The sequence below is a fragment of the Aliamphritea ceti genome (assembly GCF_024347215.1).
Classification (GTDB): Bacteria; Pseudomonadota; Gammaproteobacteria; order Pseudomonadales; family Balneatricaceae; genus Amphritea; species Amphritea ceti.
The window spans coordinates 1,948,555-1,971,314 of record NZ_AP025282.1 but is presented as its reverse complement, the minus strand read 5'-3'; the positions used below and the strand labels follow the sequence as shown (position 1 = coordinate 1,971,314).

Sequence of the window (22,760 nt, the reverse complement as noted above, 5' to 3'; positions counted from 1 at the left end):
TTCCGATGTCCGATACTATCAGCGTCAGCCAGGTTATTGATAAATTCGCCAGCCGTTTTTGCCCGGAAAATGCCGTAGGCGTTAACACTTGCTATCAGTTCATACTTGATGACGCTGAAGACTTTTATCTGGATATAGCCAACCAGCAATGTCACGCAGTGCGCGGCGAACATGATGACCCGGATATCACTCTCATCACTGACAGCGAAACATTTATTCGCATCGTCAATGGTGAAACTGACGGCATGAGCGCTTACCTAAAAGGCAGCTTACGCGCCGAAGGTAACATCATGCTTGCCACTAAACTCAGCAAGCTTTTTAAACGCTGATTTAATACAAACACACAGAGTCAGTATAGACAGGATATTGACGGGCTACATTATTCAGCCGGCGGAACCCTGCCTCTTGAGCGAATAAAGTCATTAATCAAAAAGCGTGATATAGAAAAAGACGTTGGCAGGTCAGGCAGGTTATCAACATGAAACCATTGCGCATCTGCCAGTTCTTCCTCCTGCAAGTTAATCTCCCCCCCTGCATACTCAGCAGTGAAGCCCAACATAAGAGAATGAGGAAATGGCCAGGGCTGGCTTGAAAAATACCGGACATTCTTAACGTTCACCCCGGTCTCTTCGCGCACTTCTCTCGCAACTGCAGCCTCAGCGGTCTCGCCTACTTCAATAAAACCGGCCAGCGTACTGTATACGCCCGGGATAAAATTATGGCCATGACCTAATAAGCAATAATCACCATCACTCACCAGCATAATGACGCATGGAGATAAACGTGGATACTGTAACAAGTTGCAGCTAACACACTGCTTAGCAAGATCTTTTTCGTGATGTAGCAATGACGATCCACAGCGGGGACAATAACGGTGATCATGCTGCCAGGTAGCCACTTGAGAAGCTCTGGCCAATATCTGAAAGACTCTGTTATCAGCCCCAGCTAATAATTGCCGCAGAGTCAGCACATCCTGTGTCAACTCATTACTTAAGACATTCAACACCAGCATTTGCACTGAGCATTCAGGCTCCAGACTTAACTCATAGCAAGCCTGAATATTGCTCTGCTCTATACTTTGCTCTGTAAACAACCACCTGCCACCGGCATCTGTCAGCACAATATTATTCAGAACATACACATATTCGGTAGTCTGCATCTTGACTAATCCCTGAAAAGAAACAAAATGTTAAACCATATAATAAAACGGAAACGGCATACGATGTCTAATCCGCCCACCAACAGCACTGCTTTATTAACAATGCTTAGGTGAGAAATGCTTTTGAATGACAAGTGCAGTTTTATGTAATTTCTGAACAGGAAGCACCAACATCTGGCAGTGACACATTTCCAAATAGGAAAGCAAAGGGCTCGGATGTGGTATACCTTAAGCCCCTCTAAGGTCGGATTCAGTCCATTTCTTGGTGCTGTTAGACTTTTGCTTTATAAAAACACCTGATACCCTACGATCATCGAATAATAAACTGTATCACTTACAGCCACTTATCGGCACAGGATGATATGTCAATGACAACAATGCAGGCTCTCACTAAGAACTTCCTTGGTAATTCACCAATTTGGTATAAACAAGCGATCGTTCTTTTCTTAATTATTAACCCTATTCTGTTTGTGACCGTCGGTCCGGCTATTACTGGCTGGATACTGATCTTCGAATTTATCTTCACACTGGCTTTGGCACTTAAATGCTATCCATTACAGCCCGGTGGCTTATTGGCAATGGAAGCCATAATCATAGGCCTGGCAAGCCCTGAAAGCGTTTACCATGAAGTAGAAGCTAACCTGCAGGTTATCTTACTGCTAATGTTCATGGTTGCCGGTATTTATTTCATGAAGGACATGCTGTTATGGGCCTTCACCAAAATACTGCTGAAAGTGCGCTCCAAGACATTTCTATCCCTGTTGTTCTCTTTCTTCGCAGCTGTGCTGTCTGCATTCCTGGATGCCCTGACAGTAACTGCTGTACTGATCAGTGTCGGTGTCGGCTTCTACGCGGTTTACCATAAAGTTGCCTCCGGCAAGAGCTTCCATCTGGAAGATCACGACCATGCGAACGACGAAGAAGTTCACATGGACAAGCATGAAGTACTGGCTCAGTTCCGTGCTTTCTTGCGCAGTCTGCTGATGCACGGTGCTGTAGGTACTGCTCTGGGCGGCGTTTGTACGCTGGTTGGTGAGCCTCAGAACCTTCTGATTGCTGAAAAAGCGGGATGGAATTTTATTGAATTCTTCGTTCTGATGACGCCAGTAACAATGCCTGTACTGGTAGCTGGCTTGATTACTTGTGTTCTTCTTGAAAAAGTTAAATGGTTTGATTACGGCGCACAGTTACCAGAAGCTGTTCGACACATTCTGGAAGAATATGCGATTGAACAAGACCGTAAGCAAACTAAACGTGACAAAATGGTATTGGTTGTTCAGGCTTGTGTAGCACTATTCCTGGTACTTGCTCTGGCATTACACATTGCTGCTGTAGGTCTTATCGGCCTGGCTATCATCATTCTGCTGACGGCTTTCAATGGCGTTGTTGAAGAACATCAGATTGGTAAAGCATTTGAAGAAGCATTACCTTTCACCGCACTGCTGGTTGTATTCTTTGCCATTGTTTCAGTGATTCATGAGCAGCACCTGTTTACGCCGATTATCACTGCGGTTCTGGCAATGGATGAAGCGATTCAACCGGGCCTGTTCTTCATTGCTAACGGTGTACTCTCTGCTATCAGTGATAACGTTTTTGTAGCAACTGTTTATATTAACGAAGTAGCTGCAGCACTGGATGCTGGCACAATTACCCGTGAGCACTTCGACAAGCTGGCCATTGCAATCAATACCGGTACGAATATACCAAGCGTTGCAACACCTAACGGCCAGGCTGCCTTCCTGTTCCTGCTGACTTCTGCATTGGCACCATTAATCAGATTGTCATACGGTAAAATGGTTTGGATGGCTCTGCCATACACCATTGTCATGAGTATTGTTGGCTACCTTAGCGTGACTGCTTTCATCTAATGATGAAACAGGCACAAAAAAGCAGGCTTAATGCCTGCTTTTTTATTGCCTGAAATTCGTTCAGGAAGCTGCTTCACCCTGCTCGACATCTTTCCAAATGCAACCACCTTTAGACTCAAGCTTGTCAAGAAAAGCCTGGTGCTCTGCGAGCTCATCATTGCTGGCACTTAATACAGTCAGCTGAAATTCATTTGGATCTAAACGCTTAACTTTACTACCACCTTCACCAGAATCACCATCCCCTCCTAACAACAGCGCTTTCTGCCCGCCAGTCAGAAGAAGATAAACATCTGCCAGTATCTCGGAGTCAAGCAAAGCGCCATGCAGCTCACGATGTGAATTATCAATACCATAGCGACGACATAGCGCATCAAGGTTATTTTTTTGTCCCGGATGCTTCTTACGCGCCAGTGCAAGCGTATCAACCACACCACAGAAATCATTTACCCGCTCAGGGTGATTATTCAGTCTGAACTCGTGATCCATGAAGCCAACATCAAACGGCGCATTATGAATAACCAGCTCACCACCACGAATAAAATCCAGAAACTCTTGTTGGATTTCAGCAAAGCGAGGCTTATCTGCCAAAAACTCATTGGTTATACCGTGAACACCAATCGCTTCATCTTCCACGACTCGGTCCGGATTTATATATTGATGGTAGGTCCTGCCGGTCAAACGACGGCCCACCATTTCAACACAACCAATTTCAATGATCCGGTGACCCTCTTTAGGATCTATACCTGTTGTTTCGGTATCCAGTACTATCTGCCGCATTGAGCTATCTCACTTTCTTTATCAGTTCAGTTAAGATCAGGAAGCCGCGCGCGCCTGCTCAACACCTTTATTGGCTAACTCATCCGCCAGTTCATTGCCCGGATGTCCGCTATGGCCTTTTACCCAACGCCAGTCAATCTTATGACTGGCATTAAGGGCATCTAGCCGCTGCCATAAATCAGCATTTTTGACAGGCTGTTTCGAGGCAGTTTTCCAACCATTGCGTTTCCAGCCCTTCAACCACTCGGTAATACCCTTTCTCACATACTGTGAATCAGTCGTAAGGATTATCTCACAAGGCTGCTTCAGCGCCTCAAGCGCCGCAATTGCTGCCATCAGCTCCATCCGGTTATTCGTGGTATTACGCTCACCGCCACATAACTGCTTTTCATTTTCGCCGTAGCGCAGCACAGCTCCCCAACCACCAATACCAGGGTTCCCTTTACAGGCACCATCGGTATAAATCTGTACAGTTTTCTGCACACTCACCTCTTAATAAATAATTATCGACCAATTTTATTTGCCCGTGCCGTAGGTTCAGCAATTGGTAAATTAATTAATCGTCGCCGCTGCCACCGGGGCTTTATTGCTGTAATTCCAGCAACATCTTTACGTGCAACCTGAATAGAAAATGCGCCGTTACGCTTACCGTAACGTCGTAATATACGTTCACAAAAGAAACTGTTTTCACGCCATTTTGCCCGTTGAAACGGCAATGCAAAATACCCGGATAACGCGCGTACTTCTGACAATTCCAACAACGCTAACCAATCACGTAAACGATGCTGACTAATGAAATGACCACTCCATGGCAACTCATTCTTGTGCCATCTTAGCGCTCGGTATAGTCCCCAGGAACTGATGGGGTTAAAACCTAACAGAATTAAATGTCCGCCCGGACGCAGGATACGGGCAGCTTCACGCAATACCTGATGCGGACTTTGAGCAAAGTCCAGCGCATGATGTAATACCACTACATCACAACTGTTATGTTCAAGTGGTAATTCTTCATTTGTGGCAATCAGTGCATGCGTGCTCATGCCTAATTCAATCACAGGACTGACTCGTACCCGATGCTTAATCGGGCTTTCACGGCCCAAATCGAGCCGACTATCAACACTGATTTGTACCAGGTGGTATCCAAACAGAGTCGGTAACAAACGATCAAGTAATGCCTGTTCCGCATCCAGTAACTGCTTACCCAGATCCGAATCAAACCATTCCCGCAAAGCTGGCAGGCATTGTTCCAGTGGAGGTTGTTGTTTCAGCAGCATAATAACAGGAAGGTTCCGCTCGACAGAATAACTCCCTGCAGTATACAAAGACTCCCGCAGGGATGCAGCCACAAAGGCTAAAGAATCCAAGCATTTCTGTTAACACAGAACATGACTCTCGGTATAACAGCTGAACTGATCAATGACTGACGTAGACGCCGAATTGTTCAGGTAACTTATGATGCCGGCTAAAGTTATAGAAACGATCAATAACACACTCAGTAACTTCCTGACCTTTACTTACCAGCAACAACTCCTGATCCGTCATAACATCTTCAGCAAACACCATTCCGGGTGTCAGCCCCATCAGGCCAACATGCTCTAACGTCAATTGCCGCGCTTCACCCAAAGACTGAACAAAGAATTTAAAGATACGGGGGTCATAGCGTTCCTGATTCTCGTGAATATGCGCCAAAGCAGATTCAGCAGAACCTCCAAGCTTTTCAAAACGCTCATAATCCAGTGCAATTTTCAAAATACGTGCACCTACCGGCAAGTCATTACCACACAGATTATCTTCCGGAAAACCACTGCCATCATAGCCCTTATTTTGATAACGAATTGCCTGCGCAACATCCTCTAGCCTTGGAATTTTACTTACCAGTTTAAAACCTACTTCACTGTGTTTATAAAACTCAAGTTGCTGATCTTCATCCAGCGGCTGACCCATCATCAGTTTATCAATAATCGTTTTAGGTAAAGTGATATAACCTAGCTGCGCCAACATTGCCATTGCCTCATACATCCAGAGACTATGACTGCCCATTGCTTTAACGCAATCAATCACATAACGCTTAACCCGGCTGACCGAGCCAAAAGATTCAGGGCACGCCAGAGAGAGAGTTTCGATCAAAGCTTCGATGCTCTTTTTCAAAGTCGTACGGAGCATCTCCTGTTCGGCAACTATCAATTGATACTGTTTAATCGAAAGCTTAAGTATTTGCAGCATTTCTGCCGGCGAGCAAGGCTTATTAATAAAACGGAAAATATCGCCCTGATTAATCGCATCAATCGCAGTTTTCTGATCTGCATTACCGGTCAGCATCAGCCTGACACTGTTTTTTGATGCCCCTCTGGCCTGCTGCAAAAACTCAACGCCATTCATTGACGGCATTTGCATATCCGTCACGATTACAGCAATTTCTTTATGCTTAGCCAGCACCTCTAAAGCATCTTTACCACTCAGCGCAGTATGAATATCAAAATATTTCCGTAAATTACGCTTGTAAGCATTCAACACATTGACTTCATCATCGACAAACAACACGGCATATTTCATAAACACTCCATGATTCAGTAATGCTGAAAAATTACTCAGCCATTCAACTCACCGCTTAAACGCTTATAACAACAACCAACTGGCAAGCCGCTCTTCAGCAACCAGCCCTTGCTCAGTAAGCCCTTCAGATAAATTAGTGCCATTAATAATGTCTTCCGCTAAAACGTTGGCACAAAACAATATATGCGGCATGGAAAGCTCATTACTATCAAAATGCGCTGAAGAATGATGGTATGCCACGCATTCAACAACCTGTTGAGGAATACCCCATAACCTCAGCAGGTAGACACTTATCTGGTCGTGAGAAACACCTATCGCCTGTTTTTCCTGCAGAATGGCATCTCCATCATTGATATCATTCCACTGTGCATTTTCTGCCAGACTGTCAGGAAAGTACTGCAGCATTACCAACTCACCGAGATCCTGCAACATACCTGCAATCAATAACTGATCAGCTTCCTTTTGCGAAAAGCCTTCTTTACGGGCAATTTTCTTAGCAATATTCCCCACCAGCTGACTTCTATGCCAAATGTTATTCAGGCAACGTGTATCTATCTCTTCTTCAAATTTTTCAAATACTTTTATAGACAATACTAAGCTCTTAATGACATCCAGACCAAGATGCGCGGTCGCCTCTGCAGGTGAAACAATTTCCCGTGCTAATCCAAAATACGCTGAATTAACAATCTGCAGTAATTTGACAGACATGCTGATATCGCTGGCAATCAGCTGAGCAACTTGATCGATTGAAGCATCTTTGGAAGCCAGAATTCTGACAAGCTTTTCGTAAATAACCGGAACAGATGGCAGAGAGCTAATTCCTGAGATAAAGTCACATAATTCAGGATCCTGAATAATCGACTGAATCGACAAACTACGTTCAATTAATGAAGATAAGGTTGTCGCATCCGCTGGCTTGGCAATAAATAAATGTGTCGCTTTGATACTTTCCAGAATCATTTCAGTATCGCTATACCCCGATAAAGCAATCCTGGTCATCCGTGGATATTTACCACGGATATTCGCCAGCAACCGCGCACCACTCATACCCGGCATCCGCATATCACTTACAACCACATCAAATGCAGTCTCTTCCAGTAACTCAAGTGCTTTATTACCTGAGTCGACAAATACCATATTCCATTCAGTTTTACGGTTACGCAGCATCCGGCGTAAGCCATTCAGCACATTGACTTCATCATCAACAAACAGGATGTTTTTCATATTTCCGCCTCCTGGCAGAGTGCTTCGCTACGCCCCGTCATCAATCAAGTGGCAATGTGATCGTAAAACGACTGCCATCTCCCGGATGACTGTCCACTACCAACGAGCCGCTGTGCTTTTCAACTATGACTGAATAAGCAATCGATAATCCCTGACCGGTACCTTTACCGACTTCCTTGGTGGTAAAGAAATGCTCAAAAACACGGTTTCGTACATGCTCCTCCATACCAATGCCATCGTCAGCAATTTCGATAACTACCTGACCATCATCCGCAGAGGTTGTTATGGTGATGTTGCCTTTATCCTCTCCAGCTGTTTTTGCCTCGATGGCATGGGCTGAATTAACAATCATATTAAGGATTGTCTGATTAATTTCACCGGGAAAACAATTCACCATCGGTAAATCATCAGCCATTTCCAAATGAACGTCGGCAAGGTATTTCCATTCATTCCGCGCCACTACGACGGTACTTTCAATAGCATGATTCAGATCGACCTTCTGTTTATTTTCCAGGCCAGGATGCGAAAACTCTTTCATAGCAGACACAATCTTAGAAATCCGGGAAATACCATCAATGGATTGCTCAAGTGCCGGCGGCACCTCCTCACTTAGAAACTCAATATCCTGCTCCTGATGTGCATTCTGCATAGCAGTCATCGCTGAATCATTGCCTGCCTGCTTCAACAATTTTTCAAGGGTTCCGATATACGCAAAGCTGTCATTCATCGCATCCTGAATAAAATTGAGGTTATCGCCCACAAACTGCGACGGAGTGTTAATCTCATGGGCAATTCCGGCAGCTAACTGACCAATAGCCTCCATTTTCTGTGCGTGCTTCAACTGGCTCTCCATCTCCAGCCGTTCAGTTTCGTGACTTTTCTCTTCCGTAATGTCCAGAAACACACCGCGAATTCGCACTAGCTTGTCACTCTCAAAAACCTTAGTGATTATGTTTCGCACCCATATTAACTTTCCATCTCTACGATATCCCTGATATTCAAGTGTGAAATTTTCCTCGCCAGGCATTTTCTCAAGTAACATTTCCCTAATCGATAACTGGCCTTCCGGCACCTTCTGCCCGCCCAGCTTAAAACGCCCACTTAAGTATTCTTCCGGCTCGTAACCAAGAATATTAGTAACCTGACTACTGATATAGGTGTACTCCATTGTTTCCGGATTAGCTTCCCAGATCACGCCGTTAACCGAATTTGTGACCGACTCCAAATTATCAACCGAAGCTTTAATCTTCTGATAGAGATATCCTTTGTTTTCAACCTCTATTTCTAACTTCACTTTAGCCTTGGTCAATTCACGCGTTTTAAGCTCAACTTTACGACTAACTTCGGCATTACGCCGCGATACACTTACCAGATACAGGGCAATCAATAACGTCAGAAACACGCCAAAGATGAGCGGCAAATAATCCACCCAAATTCCCTGCCCTGGTTGAGGCCTGGCTGTAAATAGAACCGACAACTGCTGCCCACCCGCCTCAACAACCCGGGGTAAGAAAATTGAACGACCTGATTGTTCTGCCAACGGATCCTTAATATCTGAGCGACCAGACTCAGAAAACTGATATATCTGCTGATAACCTTCAACTATTCCACCTGAGTAAAGATAGATATCCAGCCAGTCGTAGGAAGAACGCTGTAGCACCGGATCAAGAAAAGTCGCCAGTTCAAAGCAAGCGGTGATAAAGCTATGCTCTACCGTCGCGGTACCAATACCCAAATCATCAACCATACAGACGGTATGACCAATAGATGGCAAACTAAAGAAGAAACTCTTCAACTGATGTTTTCCACTATCTTCCATTTGCTCAACAGCCTGGCGTAATTCAGGCTCAATTTTGTCGCCAAAATAGTAGCGGTGCTGCCAGGCACTATCAGCTCGATAAGAGGCTTCTGCAGAAGAGCGGGAATAAATGGTAAAGAACAGTGGTTTATGATGCTCCAGCAGTAGCTTTTCCAACGTATAGACCAGTTTCACAGGCTTTACAGTCGCGGCAAGCTCCCTGGCGGCACCGGAAAACACCACAAACTCATCTATAAGATTCTGAAAATCATCAATAATAAACAATGTCAGATTTGAAGTTTGAGATTCAAACTCATAGCGAGCCTCTTTACTGCTGGACTGCCAGATAAAACTTTGTAATCCATAAGAAACTAAAACACCAACAAGCAAGACCCCAAGAATAACTGCTTTATCAATCCTGGCTTTATTCATCGTCATACATCACCTGCCTGCTGATTTTCAGCCGTACGCAAAGTCATCAGATACGCGACCACTGCAGCAATATCCTGACGGGTGAACTCTTCCCCCCAGGGTGGCATATTGCCAGAACGCTCCATTTCAGCACCGCCAAGACGTATTATTTTCTCTAAATATGCCTCCGATCTTGCACTCTTGGTAAGGTCATAGGGCGGAGGATTTTTAATCACTCTTCCAGCCAGCTTGCCATCACCGTGGCCGGTTTCACCATGGCACACCGCACAACGGGTCAGAAAAATAAACTTCCCCCGAAGTACATCATTCACGCCATTATCTGCAGCTTCAGCCAATAATTCAGCGCCAGCTTCCGGATGCTCATACAAATGACTGACAAAGCTAGCAACAGTTTTAATTTCATCACTGCTAAGTTCATTCTCCCAGGGAGGGGAATACAAACTCATCTTTCCCAGTGCACCACCAAAACGTATATTTTCAATGATATCCTGATGCTTGCGACCATAACGTTGGCTCATCAGGTTTGTGGAAGGGTAGTTTTCAACCAGCAAGGTTAGTACTCCGTCCCCCATACCTTTATCACCGTGACAAAGCACGCAGCGTTCTGCAAAAAGGCTGGCACCGGCTGCAAGGCCCGCATCATCTTTGGCCAGCAGTGATGTACAGATCAGTAACGCCCATGAAACTAGTACTACCATCAGACCTTTAGATAAACCATGCATGTTTATTTTCAGCATCCTTGTCACCCGCGGTTCACTCTTCTACATGAATGATCATTTGCATATTGGGATGTATCGCGCACTCCACTTTCAGCGTGCCAGGCTTTTCCGCCACCACAGAACGCTGATTACCCTTAGGATACGACCCCAAATCAAAAGATTGCTTTTCAGACAAGCTGTATATGTTATGAAAAAAAGGATCCTGATTAGTGAAGACCATCTTATCGCCTACCCTGACCGTCAACTCCTTTACGGTGAACTCTTTATTCTTTTGGCCAATTTCATACTCCTGTGCAACGCTTTCCATTCCGGCAAGCCCCATTATGACCACAAGCATCAAACTCATTTTCATGCTTATCTCCCTGCATCCCTGGACGTCAACGCTTTTAAAAACGCCACCAGCGCCTGCTTTTCCTGTTGATTAATATCTAAAGGTTTAAAGTTAGGCGACACGTCAGACTGATGTCTGCCGCCCTTAATGTAATAGTCCATTACTGAGTCGAGACTGTCTGCAGAACCATCATGAAAATAAGGTGCTGTCAGTTCAATATCTTTCAGACCCGGCGTTCTGAAAGCGCCTTTAAGTACAGCTACCGGACGAATGTTAAAACGACCCAGATCAGCATTTTCCTGCTGCAAATTCACCAGCCCCAGGTTATGGAATCCATTATCAGTAAACCCCGGAGGATGATGACAGACAACGCAATTACCTTTTTGCGGATCAATAAACAGCTCAAAACCAAGCTGCTGCTGCGCATTCATGGCTTGCTTATCCCCAGCCACCCAGTCGGAAAAAACGCTGTCGCCGCTGACCAGCGTTTTCTCGAATCCGGCAATAGCATGCTGTAAATTACGCGCGGTTACACCATCATCATAAAGCGCTGTAAAACCAGTTTTATAGACAGGAATATTGCGTAATCTCAACACTAGTGCATCAAGATCCATATTCATTTCACGGGGTGAAGTAATCGGCAATGCCGCCTGATCAACAAGATTATCTGACCGGCCATCCCACATAAAAACCGTATGTTCAGAAAGGTTCAGCAAACCCGGTGTCGCCCGCCCGATCCGCACGCCATGACGGTCGAGTGGACTTTTCTCACCATCAGACCAGCCCTTATCCGGCTTGTGACAACTGGCACAGGACATAGTGTTATCAGCACTCAGTCGCGGATCAAAAAAGAGTTGTTTACCCAGCTGGGCAATTGCGGTTTCACGGGGGGATGGTTCAGCCGCCATCACAGAGGAACGCCAGATAACCGGATCAGCATAATCAGGCAGATCTTCTGCTATTGCTACAGCAGCAATTCCCGGCATAAATACCAAAGAAAAAATAATACTGAGCGCATTATCTCTACACATCAAATATTCCCTCACGCTATGTGCTATCTACAGACTAGCCCACAGAACCCGGGCTTCAATCTTTTTCTGAAAAAGAGGAAAACATGCGTAAAAATATTTTAAATCAAGATGATAAGTCTCACTCTGTGTAGCATAAATAGGTGATTTTATGAGGTCCAACAGATATGGCAAAACATGCGTTTTAAGGCATAGTTTAACTTTAAGCGACATAGCCTTCTGAGATCTGGCCTAAGCCGATGTTTATTATTACAATCCAAATATACTTACGATCCGCCCAAGAGGTTTACAATGCTTAACGTCACTCCAATATCAGCATTTGATGATAACTACATATGGGCAATCCATGCGCCTGAAACCGCCAACATCTTTGTTGTTGACCCTGGCCAGGCTGAACCTGTTGAAGCCTTTCTCGATGAGCACGACCTGAATTTAGCCGGTATTCTTATTACTCACCATCACTATGACCATACAGATGGCGTAGCGGCACTAACCGCTGACCGTGATATTCCGGTATATGGCCCTGAAGAATCTCCTTTTAAAGGTGTGACTGAACCTCTGAATAACGACTCCGTTTTAGAAATTTTTGGTTTACCGGTCATTATTCATGCCGTCCCAGGACATACTCTTGATCACATCAGCTACCTGATTGATGGCGTCACTCCGCAATTATTCTGCGGCGATACTCTCTTCCTTGCAGGATGTGGACGTCTGTTTGAAGGTTCACCTGAACAAATGCTGGCTGCCATGCACTACTTCCGCGACTTATCTGACAGCACCCTGGTGTATTGTACCCATGAATATTCGATGGCAAATCTGGCATTTGCCGCAGCTGTCGAGCCTGACAATACAGACATTCAAAAGTGCACTGAAAACTGTCATGCACTACGACAGGAAAACAAAGAAACGCTGCCAAGTAATATTGCCCAGGAAAAGCGTGTTAATCCTTATATGCGCACTGATCAACCAACTGTAATTGCTGCAGCTATTCAATACGATGCTCAGGCAAACACGTCAGAAACGCAAGTATTCGCAGCTTTACGGGAATGGAAAAATAATTTTTAAAGCAATTAAGCTAACCACTTAATTCCTATTGACATATTCATTCAAAAGTCGAATTTGCTAAAAGCTGCAATCCCCGGCGAGTGGGCTCTTGACCCACCCGCCGGGGCTCCATAAAATGCTGCCTTTTAACTGAATTTAAGGCATCTCTGCATGGGTCGTTATCTACTCGCAGTCACCTCAACTGCTATCCTGCTTACTGGCTGTCAAAACAGTGGCAACCTGAAGTCTCAAAGCAATGACCCTGATGCTCAAACCAACAGTAAATCTGAACAGGTGCTAGTTCAAAACTCCGCATCTCCGGCAGCTGTAACACCGCTACTGAACTCCCCACGTAACACAGACCTTTGGAGCCTGACCCGTGAAGGTATGCAACTTGATCTGGATACTGATCAGGCGCGCATTGCAGCACAGCTAAAATGGTATGCAGGTCATCCTCAGTACATGCAGCGTGTAGGTCAGCGCTCCAGTCGTTACTACCATTACATTCTTAATCGGATTAAAGAACGCGGTTTACCGACAGAGCTTGCTTTACTGCCAGTGGTCGAAAGCGCCTATGACCCCTTCGCTTACTCATCAGGACGCGCTTCTGGTCCGTGGCAGTTTATTCCCAGCACAGCAAAGTATTTTGGTATCAAATCTAACTGGTGGTATGACGGTCGTCGGGACATCATTACGTCTACCGAAACAGCGCTTAATTATCTGGAACAGTTGAATAAACGCTTTGACGGTGACTGGCTACTGGCTCTCGCGGCATACAATGCAGGTGGGGGCACTGTTTCTAAAGCCATGCGTAAAAACAGAAATGCAGGGCTGCCAACTGATTACTGGTCACTCAAACTACCGCGGGAAACAATGGCCTATGTGCCAAAGTTACTGGCCGTCGCTAAACTGGTCCGGGACGCAGAGCAACATCAGCTAAAATTACCACCTCTGAATAATCAGCCATACTTTGAAATCGTTGATATAGGCAGCCAAATTGACCTTGCACAAGCCGCTAAAATGGCCAATATCAGCACCCAGGAGCTGTATCAGCTAAACCCGGGATTCAACCGTTGGGCCACAGACCCTTCAGGCCCGCACCGCCTGTTGATTCCGGTTAAAAATGCAGAACAGTTTCGTCAGCAGCTGGCACAGATTCCTCCTGAAAGCAGAGTGAACTGGAGCCGCTATACCATCAAGTCAGGCGACTCTCTGAGCACCATTGCAGCCAACCACAATATCACCACATCAGTTCTGCGCAGCACCAATAAATTAGCAAGCAACAATATCCGCGCTGGCAGAACATTACTGATTCCAACCGCTCAGCAGGATTCTGGCCAGTATGCTCTGAGCGCATCGCAGCGACTTAACCGTAAAGAAAATCAGTTAGCACAAAGTAATCGCGAAAAACGCCACTACAAAGTGAGTAGCGGTGACAGCCTGTGGTCAATCGCCCGCTCTTATAGCGTCAGCCCTAAGCAAATTGCCGGCTGGAATCAGATGAGCACTAAAACACCACTGCAAATAGGTCAGCAACTGGTTATCTGGAAGCAACCTAAAAGCGCGACAACACTGAGCAAACGTGACCAGCAATTAACCCGACGTATAGGCTATCAGGTACGAAACGGTGACTCTTTGTACGGCATAGCAAATAAGTTCAGTGTTACGATCAATGACATAAAACGTTGGAATAACCTGGAAAATCAAAAATACATTAAGCCGGGCCAGCAGTTAACCCTGTATATCGACATCAGCAAGTCACGTTAACTCAGGACAACACTATGGACAGTACCAACATTGCAATCATTGTCGTAGCCACCGTTGCTGCTATAGCATTTAAATACGTGCTGTATAAAAAAATCTGTCGCTGGATGGACAACGATCTGGCAAGAGGCCTGGCGGAAGGCGATACAGCCAAGCACAACTTTCTGCAACAAGAGCTTGATCAGATGCGGCTAAGTAAAATCAAACGCAAAGAATATCCGACAAGACTCACAAAGCTGGCTGAAACGTATAATCAACAAAACAGTTCCGACTGAGACATAAAAAACGGCGCTTATAAGCGCCGTTTTTTTATGTCTTATCCTGCCCGTCTTTATCATCGTCAGGATTAGCTGGCTTCTCATCCGGTGGAGTGAACATATTCCACATTGCCATATTTTGATCGGCAAACCGATTCATCATATTCAAAGGGTTTGCTGCACCCATCATATTATTCATCTGTTCACGAATACGTTCCTGGTGCTCAATAAAGCTACTGATGCTTTGTTCCAGATACTGGCTCATCATGCCTTGCATGCTATCGCCATAAAAACGAATCAGCTGCTGAAGCACCTGATTTGTCAGCAAAGTACCATGCCCCATCGCTTCCTGCTCACTGATGATCTGTAGCAGAATATTCCGAGTGAGGTCATTACCGGTTTTAGAATCCTGCACCTGAAAAGGCTCCTGATTCAATACCAGCTGCTTCACATCTTCGAGGGTGATATAACAACTACGCGAAGTATCATACAAACGACGGTTAGTGTACTTTCTTAGAATTCGCAAAACAGTTCTCTCTTAAACAGCTGCTTCTTCGACACGGGTCACTCACACACAGCTGTTAATCAGTTTTATTCGTATTATTAGTGTAGCCAGACATCATATTGAGCATCATTTTTTGCAGTGCATCCATAGATCCCAGACTATTCGTCATATAAGGCTTGAACAATGTCAGTGGATCATAGCCTTCCGCACCGGCAGCCATATTCTCCTGAATTTTATCCATCATCTGTTGCTGAAAGGCAGCAACATCAGGCAAACCCAGCACCTTCCGCAGCTCATCCGGCGTCATCTCTACATCAATTTTGAAATTCATCGCCTCTCCCCAACATATTATCCTTCACTCTCAAACTAACAACCCTGAGAATACATGTCCATTATTATTGTGCATCTGAACAAAAACTCATTCAGAGACGGTGAGATCAGGCATTTTTAACTGTCGGACGTATCCAGATCCAGGCCAGAATCACTGCAAGCGCAACCGCTCCTGCAGCCAATGCAAAAGTAACCCCAGCCCCCACACTGTCCCACAGCAAACCACTCACAAAAGCACCCAGCGCACCACCAACACCAAAGCCCAGACTACTGAAAAGCGCCTGCCCCTGGCCATGGCTTGCGGGCGTAAAATACTGATGTACTAATGCAATACCTACTGCGTGCAAAGCACCAAAGCTTACTGCATGTAAACATTGTGCAAATAACATAGTTGGCAAATGTTCAGGCAGAAATCCAATAAGTAACCAGCGCAATACGCACAACAGCAAACTGACGATCATAATCGTCCGCAATCCATAACGACTGATCAGCCGGTGCATATATATAAAGATAATTACTTCCGCAACTACACCTACCGCCCATAGCAATCCAATTTGGGCACGACTGTAACCAAGGCTATCCATTAATACAGAGTAGAAGGTGTAATAAGGTCCGTGACTCAACTGAATAAGTAAACAAATCACAAAAAATGCAATCACCTGAGGACGCCACAGCTGAACCATAAACCCATCTGAGCTTTTATCCTGCTCAGCTTTAGCATCACTTACGCATAATGAAGACAACCAGATAAGAACCATCAACCCGAGCATAAGATGTGGTAACCAACGGATTGAAAACCAGTCCAGCAACCAACCTATAGCAACAACAGCCACGACAAACCCAATAGATCCCCATAAGCGTATACGGCTGTACAGCTCAGACTGACTACCTAAATGCGCCAACGTAAGCACCTCAAACTGAGGCAGCACCGCATTCCAGAAAAAACTAAACCCCGCCATCACTAATGCAATACCCAGTACATCGTCCTGCCAGAACATAGCAATGAATATAATACAGGTCGCCAGAGAACCGGCTCTGACGATAGTCAACCGCTTGCCGGTTTTATCGGCTAGCCATCCCCAGATATTCGGCGCAATAATCCGTGATGCCATCAGAATTGACATCAGCATACCTATTGATTTGGCATCTAAATCAAACGACTGTAAATACAGGCTCCAATAGGGAACCAAAGCACCAAGAAGAGAAAAGTAAAAAAAATAAAAACCCGACAAGCGGGTATAGGTAGCTGGTGTCATAACACCTCAAATTTTCAAATAGCTGAGCCGCAGCAATTGCTGCTGCGGCCACTCACACTTACTGGTCGCGCAGTACCGGCGTAGAGCAGGCTACATCAGCATTCTGACCACGATTGCGTAAGAACTGATCCATCAGCACTATCGCCATCATCGCTTCAGCAATAGGTGTCGCACGGATGCCAACACAAGGATCATGGCGTCCCTTTGTGACAACTTCGATACTTTCTCCTGAAGCATTAATACTCTGCCCCGGCAAACGCAAACTGGAAGTAGGCTTAAGCGCGATATGTGCGACAATATCCTGACCGGTAGAAATACCACCCAGAATGCCACCCGCATGATTTGAACAAAAACCTTCAGGGGTCATCTCATCACGATGCTCTGTACCTTTCTGTTCAACACAGGCAAAACCATCACCAATTTCAACACCCTTAACAGCATTGATGCTCATCAGTGCATGGGCCAAATCTGCATCTAACCGATCAAAAATTGGCTCACCCAAACCAACTGGCGCACCACTGGCAACAACACTTATCTTAGCCCCTATGGAGTTGCCCTCTTTACGTAATGCATCCATATAGTCTTCCATCTCAGACACTTTTCCAGCATCCGGACAGAAAAACGGGTTCTGCGATACCTGATCCCAGTCAAAGGCATCAATCTTGATTGGTCCCAACTGTGACAGATACCCCCGTACCTCAATACCTTTAGTTTCGAGATATTTTTTTGCTACAGCACCTGCTGCAACACGCATTGCAGTTTCACGGGCAGAAGAACGCCCGCCACCGCGATAATCACGGAATCCATACTTATGGCTGTATACATAATCCGCATGTGCCGGACGGAAAGTTTCGGCTATATTCGAGTAGTCTTTAGAGCGCTGGTCGGTATTCTCAATCAGTAAACCGATCGCTGTCCCTGTGGTCTTTCCTTCAAACACACCGGAGAGGATTTTAACTTCATCCGCTTCTCGACGCTGGGTCGTATGGCGTGAAGTACCTGGCTTACGACGATCAAGATCTTTCTGCAGATCAGCTTCGCTTAGCTCAATTCCCGGAGGACAACCATCGATGATACACCCCAGTGCAGGACCATGACTTTCACCAAAAGTCGTAACTGTAAACAATTTACCGTATGTATTTCCTGACATCCTGACTTCCTGAATGCTAGCGTTCGCAAGCCTAAATGCTGCAAACCAAAACTATAATTAACATCAGACCTGGCGTTGTTACTCAACCAGCCCCCTGCTATCTAAATATATTCTTATATTAGCTGGTAAAAACATCCCGGTAGTATTGTAAGTCCGTTGCCGTTAGCAAAAAGACCCCATTACCACCTTCAGCTAGTTCAACCCAGGTAAAAGGCACCTGAGGAAACGCCTGCTGTAAATGCACTTCACTGTTGCCCACCTCAACAACCAGCAAACCATCCTCAGTAAGATAATCCGCAGCCTCAGCCAATATTCGACGGGTAATGTCCAGCCCGTCATCTCCGGACCCAAGCGCCAGATCAGGCTCATGCTGATACTCAGCCGGCATACTGCTTAAATCAGCCTGATCTACATATGGCGGATTAGAGACAATTATATCGTAACGCTTACCTTTCAGCTGGCTAAATAGATCACTTTCAATTGCTGTTACCCGATCCTGCATCTCATGGCGCTGAATATTTTTATCAGCCACTTCAAGAGCATCTGCAGAGATATCTGCCAGATCCACTTCAGCTTCTTCAAAAGTATAAGCACAGACAATACCGATACAGCCACTACCGGTACATAAATCCAAAATACGATCTACAGGCTTCTCTGGTAACCAGGGGCTAAACGCTTCTGCAATCAATTGCTGCACAGGAGAACGTGGTATCAGCACCCGTTCATCAACCGTGAATGGTAATCCGGCATACCATGCCTCGCCAATAATATAAGGCAACGGTCGGCGCTGCTCAGCCCGTTGCTGCAAAAAATCCAGTACACGCAGCTTTTCATCACGGGTTAATTTAGCATCTAACACCTGAGGATCAGTATCCCAGGGTAAATTAACAGCCCCAAGCACTAACTGTACGGCTTCATCCCAGGCGTTATCAGTGCCATGACCATAAAACAATTCGCAGGCATAAAACCGGCTCATGCTATAGCGGATAAAATCACGGATGGTGGTTAAATCAGTTACCAGTTGTTCTTGATTGATCGACATAAGCGGGTAGATAATCTGCATAAAATAAGGAAGCAAGGCTTATAGCCGCATAGAAAATGATTTACGCTATGCTGCATATTGCCCTGACAGAATAAAAAATCATATCTGTCAGGCCTCTGTTAATAATAAGCGCCATATACCTGCACTGCATACCAGCATATTTGCCGATACAGCAATCCGGTTGCACAGCACGTGAAACGGCCCCGTATGTTAAAGAAAAACTCATCTGAACGCTATGTCCGACAACGATAATGACGACTTCGATTTTGCCAGTGCCATGGAGGGAGTATCCCGACACAGCCATGACAAAGCCGACCTGAAACCTACACCTAAAAAACTGCGTGCCGCCAGCGACGCCACTGCACAATATAAACGCCGGATGGCTTCCCAGGACTCAGAAAGTCTGGTGGATGGGTTGTCCAGTGAAATTGTTCAACTTGTTGAAAGCGAAGAAGAACTAATATTTGCCACCCCCGGCATTCAACTGAAAATGATGAAACGCCTCAAGCAAGGCCACATCCCCTGGGAAGCAGGCCTTGATTTACACGGTTTTAGCCTTGATGAAGCACGGGATGAGCTCAGCCGCTTCATCCGCGACGCCAGCAATAATCATTTTCGCTGTGTTATCGTTGTTCACGGTAAAGCGTACAGTGGCGAGGGCCAGCAGCCTTTAGTAAAGTCCTATGTCAATGATTGGCTTAAGCAGATGCAACAAGTAACAGCCTTCAGCTCAGCTCAGCCAAAAGATGGCGGTACAGGGGCGCTTTATGTATTACTGCGTAATGCAAATAAACGCTGATTACTAAGAACTGATTATTAATAAAGTGTCTGTCGCCGGACCTCTATTGCTGCCTGCGCGACACCCGTCAGACAAAAGCATGAATTTCACTTTACCTTAATCCTCAGATCACGTACCTTAGCGGCCTTTTAAGATCTTTTATGGGCCACTTGGTTCGTAAACCTAGCCAGACAAGCAGGATCCAGACTGTAATGGAAAAAGAATTTGCAAGCATCATCGAGAGCCTGGGTGAAGACATCACCCGTGAAGGTCTTGTTGATACGCCTAAACGTGCCGCGAAAGCGATGCGCTTTTTAACCCGTGGTTACCAGCAAAACCTTGATGAAGTTATCAATGGCGCACTCTTTCCTACGGATAACAGCGAAATGGTTATCGTACAGGATATCGAACTCTATTCGATGTGCGAGCACCACATGCTGCCATTTATTGGCAAATGTCACGTTGCATATATCCCTAATGGCAAGGTTATTGGCCTGTCAAAAGTTGCACGTATTGTTGATATGTTTGCACGTCGCCTGCAGATCCAGGAAAACATGACTAAGCAAATTGCTGACGCAATTATGGAAGCAACTGGCGCTGAAGGTGTCGCTGTCGTTATCGAAGCCAAGCACATGTGCATGATGATGCGCGGGGTTGAAAAACAAAACAGCAGCATGAAGACGTCTATGATGCTGGGTCTGTTCCGTTCGAACCAGGCAACTCGTGGCGAATTCCTATCTCTGATCCGCTAAAGCTGATGTCAGACAAAAGAAAAGGCAGCCAAGGCTGCCTTTTTTCGTTTTGTCTGCTTTCATTTAATCAATTGTAACCATACAGCTCCTTGCTGCACCGGCGGAGTAACTGCATTAACACTGCCCACAGCAATCACCTCTAGTCGATCAGCTGACACACCATTATCAATGAGTATTTTACCAACCCGGTCTGCATATACCGACGAACGCAACATGGCACCTTCTGCTACTGCGCTGTAGCCCAGAACAACCAGAGACTCCTCTCCTGCCTGAATAACAGGGAGTATCTGCCGTATTAATACATCTACATCTTCATCTGTAGGTTGAGACGTTAAAAAGTCTAATGGCAACCAACTACCTTCAGCGGCAAAAGCGTTACTCCACTCTTGCGAAATTTCTTCAGAACGACCCACCTCTAAAAATGTATCTGCTTTAACTTCTGGCTCATCACTTAAAACATCCAGCTGCAGATACACCCTCTTGTTACCACGTTTAACTGTATACAAAGCAATGTAGTCTTCACCCAGCTTCGCTGCTACATAGCTTTGCGTACGGTCAACCCCATATAAACGTGACACACCAAACACCTGATTGGCCCACTGATGACTGTTACCACACTGCCTGCTTTTACATCGAAACAACTCATCAGCACCCAGAACACTCAACTGAGCTGTCATAAAGTTAAACGCTTCGTCAGCCGAATGCCCTTCCGGTATACGATATGTAATCTGTCGTAACAAACCAGATAATCGCTGTGATGCCTCCGGCGCTATTACACCTGACTTTTTCTTCATCTTGCCGAGTGCTAACAGATAATCAGGTAAAACATCTGACTGATACTCAACAATCCAGGACAGTGGATAACGCTCTAAATCAGAGTAATCACTACTGCCTCGTAAATCACTGTCAGCAAATGCCTGACCGCCTACAAGTATCATCAACCCAAGCAATGCTGGTTTTATAAGGTACTCACTTATTCGGGCCATATCTGAATACTCGCCTCCTGCTGTTATCATCTACTACAGTATGAATCATTTTCAGGTTTACAAAAGACTATTCTTTCATTCTGCTAAACATTCAGCAATTAACTGTGCTGTATCAGCTTCCAGATGCAGGTGATGACCGCCCTCAAACTGAAACACCTGATACTCATTAAAACAGGCAATACGGGAAACAGGTTGCTCAATCCCATCACTACCTAGCACTAAAGTAACAGGACTCGTTATTTTACGTAAGAAATACTCAACCTGCTCTTCCGTCAGCCGAACTGGTGACGGCAAAACCAGCCAGGGATCATGATGCCAGAAATACTCCTTTGCTCCTTCTGTTGAAAGCCTGGAACTAACACCCCGATCAGCCAACCAGCCTGCTGCCTGACGGGAAACTGGCCAGCGGCCTCCACAGCGAGCGTTTACGGCTTCATCATAAGACTCATAGGTATTCACATCACGGTTACGGATACGCTGACGTTTTTGTAACGCTTTATATAACTGATCTGGTGCTGCCTCAGCCTCAGTAACGACGGGCCCAACACCTTCAATCAGAAACAAGTTCTCTACTTTTTGCGGGTAACATGCAGCTAGCAGAACGGCAACACCCGCCCCCATTGAGTGACCTAACAATCCAAACCGCTCAACATTTAGCAATTCAGCAATAGCGAGCACATCAGATACATTATCCCAAACATAATAAGGCATGCCTTCAGGACGGGGATCTGATAACCCATGACCAGCAAAATCGATAGCAACGATACGATATTGGTCTAATAAGGGCGCCAGCGCATTAAAACTTGCACTGTTATCTAACCACCCATGCAAAGCTAACATTAACGGTGCATCATCTGCCCCCCACTGCCGAGCAGCAAAACTTCGACCATCAACAATAAATTTACGCTCAGAACAGGAATAATCTTTAATCGCCATAACAGCCATATTTTTCTGTAAAATTAATATCTTAAGATTATCAGCTCAGTTAACATAAAAAACAGCTGCAC

Annotated in this window: 24 protein-coding genes; 7 read left to right on the top strand and 17 right to left on the bottom strand. The window is 45.5% G+C overall.

The genetic code is table 11. The features are described from left to right. The first annotated feature begins 5 nt into the window (after window positions 1-5). A complete protein-coding gene (locus OCU49_RS09030) occupies window positions 6-329 on the top strand; it encodes an SCP2 sterol-binding domain-containing protein (RefSeq protein ID WP_261844649.1) in 324 nt (107 codons plus the stop codon). 50 nt (window positions 330-379) lie between these two features. Here OCU49_RS09030 and nudC read toward each other — a convergent pair whose 3' ends face one another. Further along, a complete protein-coding gene (gene nudC, locus OCU49_RS09025; protein WP_261844648.1) occupies window positions 380-1,159 on the bottom strand; it encodes an NAD(+) diphosphatase in 780 nt (259 codons plus the stop codon). 362 nt (window positions 1,160-1,521) lie between these two features. Between nudC and nhaB the strand changes: the two genes are divergently transcribed. Further along, the gene (gene nhaB, locus OCU49_RS09020; protein ID WP_261844647.1) at window positions 1,522-3,027 is read left to right on the top strand and encodes a sodium/proton antiporter NhaB; all 1,506 of its coding nucleotides are present in this window, start codon (window positions 1,522-1,524) and stop codon (window positions 3,025-3,027) included. Between the two features lie 60 nt (window positions 3,028-3,087). Here nhaB and dnaQ read toward each other — a convergent pair whose 3' ends face one another. From dnaQ to OCU49_RS08975, 9 genes are all read right to left on the bottom strand, one after another. After that, window positions 3,088-3,804, bottom strand: a complete 717-nt coding sequence (dnaQ, locus tag OCU49_RS09015) for a DNA polymerase III subunit epsilon (protein ID WP_261844646.1) — start codon at window positions 3,802-3,804, stop codon at window positions 3,088-3,090. Between the two features lie 36 nt (window positions 3,805-3,840). Further along, window positions 3,841-4,287, bottom strand: a complete 447-nt coding sequence (gene rnhA, locus OCU49_RS09010) for a ribonuclease HI (protein ID WP_261844645.1) — start codon at window positions 4,285-4,287, stop codon at window positions 3,841-3,843. A 20-nt stretch (window positions 4,288-4,307) separates the two neighbouring features. After that, complete coding sequence (locus OCU49_RS09005) at window positions 4,308-5,078, bottom strand: class I SAM-dependent methyltransferase (RefSeq protein WP_261844644.1); 771 nt, start codon at window positions 5,076-5,078, stop codon at window positions 4,308-4,310. A 139-nt stretch (window positions 5,079-5,217) separates the two neighbouring features. Further along, window positions 5,218-6,357 carry an HD domain-containing phosphohydrolase gene (locus OCU49_RS09000; RefSeq protein WP_261844643.1) on the bottom strand — a complete coding sequence of 380 codons (1,140 nt, stop codon included), beginning with the start codon at window positions 6,355-6,357 and terminating at the stop codon, window positions 5,218-5,220. A 63-nt stretch (window positions 6,358-6,420) separates the two neighbouring features. Further along, window positions 6,421-7,581, bottom strand: a complete 1,161-nt coding sequence (locus OCU49_RS08995; protein ID WP_261844642.1) for a response regulator — start codon at window positions 7,579-7,581, stop codon at window positions 6,421-6,423. A gap of 40 nt (window positions 7,582-7,621) precedes the next feature. Continuing rightward, complete coding sequence (locus tag OCU49_RS08990) at window positions 7,622-9,817, bottom strand: sensor histidine kinase (RefSeq protein WP_261844641.1); 2,196 nt, start codon at window positions 9,815-9,817, stop codon at window positions 7,622-7,624. After that, on the bottom strand, window positions 9,814-10,548 hold the full coding sequence (locus OCU49_RS08985; RefSeq protein WP_261844640.1) for a c-type cytochrome: 735 nt from the start codon (window positions 10,546-10,548) through the stop codon (window positions 9,814-9,816). The genes OCU49_RS08990 and OCU49_RS08985 overlap by 4 nt, the downstream gene beginning before the upstream one ends. Window positions 10,549-10,564: 16 nt before the next feature. Continuing rightward, on the bottom strand, window positions 10,565-10,882 hold the full coding sequence (locus OCU49_RS08980) for a cupredoxin domain-containing protein (RefSeq protein ID WP_261844639.1): 318 nt from the start codon (window positions 10,880-10,882) through the stop codon (window positions 10,565-10,567). A 2-nt stretch (window positions 10,883-10,884) separates the two neighbouring features. Next, window positions 10,885-11,892 (bottom strand): cytochrome-c peroxidase, encoded by a 1,008-nt coding sequence (locus tag OCU49_RS08975; RefSeq protein ID WP_261844638.1) that lies wholly within the window; start codon window positions 11,890-11,892, stop codon window positions 10,885-10,887. 288 nt (window positions 11,893-12,180) lie between these two features. Between OCU49_RS08975 and gloB the strand changes: the two genes are divergently transcribed. From gloB to OCU49_RS08960, 3 genes are all read left to right on the top strand, one after another. Beyond that, window positions 12,181-12,954 (top strand): hydroxyacylglutathione hydrolase, encoded by a 774-nt coding sequence (gene gloB, locus OCU49_RS08970; RefSeq protein ID WP_261844637.1) that lies wholly within the window; start codon window positions 12,181-12,183, stop codon window positions 12,952-12,954. A gap of 150 nt (window positions 12,955-13,104) precedes the next feature. Beyond that, window positions 13,105-14,700, top strand: coding sequence for a LysM peptidoglycan-binding domain-containing protein (locus OCU49_RS08965; RefSeq protein ID WP_261844636.1), 1,596 nt, complete (start codon window positions 13,105-13,107; stop codon window positions 14,698-14,700). A gap of 14 nt (window positions 14,701-14,714) precedes the next feature. Beyond that, window positions 14,715-14,972 (top strand): hypothetical protein, encoded by a 258-nt coding sequence (locus tag OCU49_RS08960; protein WP_261844635.1) that lies wholly within the window; start codon window positions 14,715-14,717, stop codon window positions 14,970-14,972. Window positions 14,973-15,006: 34 nt separating this feature from the next. Here OCU49_RS08960 and phaR read toward each other — a convergent pair whose 3' ends face one another. The 5 genes from phaR to prmB all read right to left on the bottom strand — a co-directional run bounded on the left by phaR (window position 15,007) and on the right by prmB (window position 19,237). Then, the gene (gene phaR, locus OCU49_RS08955; RefSeq protein WP_261844634.1) at window positions 15,007-15,480 is read right to left on the bottom strand and encodes a polyhydroxyalkanoate synthesis repressor PhaR; all 474 of its coding nucleotides are present in this window, start codon (window positions 15,478-15,480) and stop codon (window positions 15,007-15,009) included. A gap of 55 nt (window positions 15,481-15,535) precedes the next feature. Then, window positions 15,536-15,790, bottom strand: coding sequence for a DUF6489 family protein (locus tag OCU49_RS08950; protein WP_261844633.1), 255 nt, complete (start codon window positions 15,788-15,790; stop codon window positions 15,536-15,538). Between the two features lie 106 nt (window positions 15,791-15,896). Continuing rightward, window positions 15,897-17,045, bottom strand: a complete 1,149-nt coding sequence (locus tag OCU49_RS08945) for an MFS transporter (RefSeq protein WP_261844632.1) — start codon at window positions 17,043-17,045, stop codon at window positions 15,897-15,899. A gap of 58 nt (window positions 17,046-17,103) precedes the next feature. Beyond that, the gene (aroC, locus tag OCU49_RS08940; protein WP_261844631.1) at window positions 17,104-18,195 is read right to left on the bottom strand and encodes a chorismate synthase; all 1,092 of its coding nucleotides are present in this window, start codon (window positions 18,193-18,195) and stop codon (window positions 17,104-17,106) included. A gap of 118 nt (window positions 18,196-18,313) precedes the next feature. Beyond that, window positions 18,314-19,237: a 50S ribosomal protein L3 N(5)-glutamine methyltransferase gene (gene prmB / locus OCU49_RS08935; protein ID WP_261844630.1), complete on the bottom strand. Its 924-nt coding sequence runs from the start codon at window positions 19,235-19,237 to the stop codon at window positions 18,314-18,316. Window positions 19,238-19,472: 235 nt separating this feature from the next. Between prmB and OCU49_RS08930 the strand changes: the two genes are divergently transcribed. Then, the gene (locus OCU49_RS08930; RefSeq protein WP_261844629.1) at window positions 19,473-20,036 is read left to right on the top strand and encodes a Smr/MutS family protein; all 564 of its coding nucleotides are present in this window, start codon (window positions 19,473-19,475) and stop codon (window positions 20,034-20,036) included. Window positions 20,037-20,227: 191 nt separating this feature from the next. Further along, the gene (folE, locus tag OCU49_RS08925; protein WP_261844628.1) at window positions 20,228-20,767 is read left to right on the top strand and encodes a GTP cyclohydrolase I FolE; all 540 of its coding nucleotides are present in this window, start codon (window positions 20,228-20,230) and stop codon (window positions 20,765-20,767) included. 59 nt (window positions 20,768-20,826) lie between these two features. Here the strand turns inward: folE and OCU49_RS08920 are convergent, their stop codons facing one another. Then, window positions 20,827-21,753, bottom strand: coding sequence for a DUF4892 domain-containing protein (locus OCU49_RS08920; protein WP_261844627.1), 927 nt, complete (start codon window positions 21,751-21,753; stop codon window positions 20,827-20,829). 75 nt (window positions 21,754-21,828) lie between these two features. Next, window positions 21,829-22,689, bottom strand: a complete 861-nt coding sequence (locus tag OCU49_RS08915) for an alpha/beta fold hydrolase (RefSeq protein WP_261844626.1) — start codon at window positions 22,687-22,689, stop codon at window positions 21,829-21,831. Window positions 22,690-22,760: the final 71 nt, after the last annotated feature.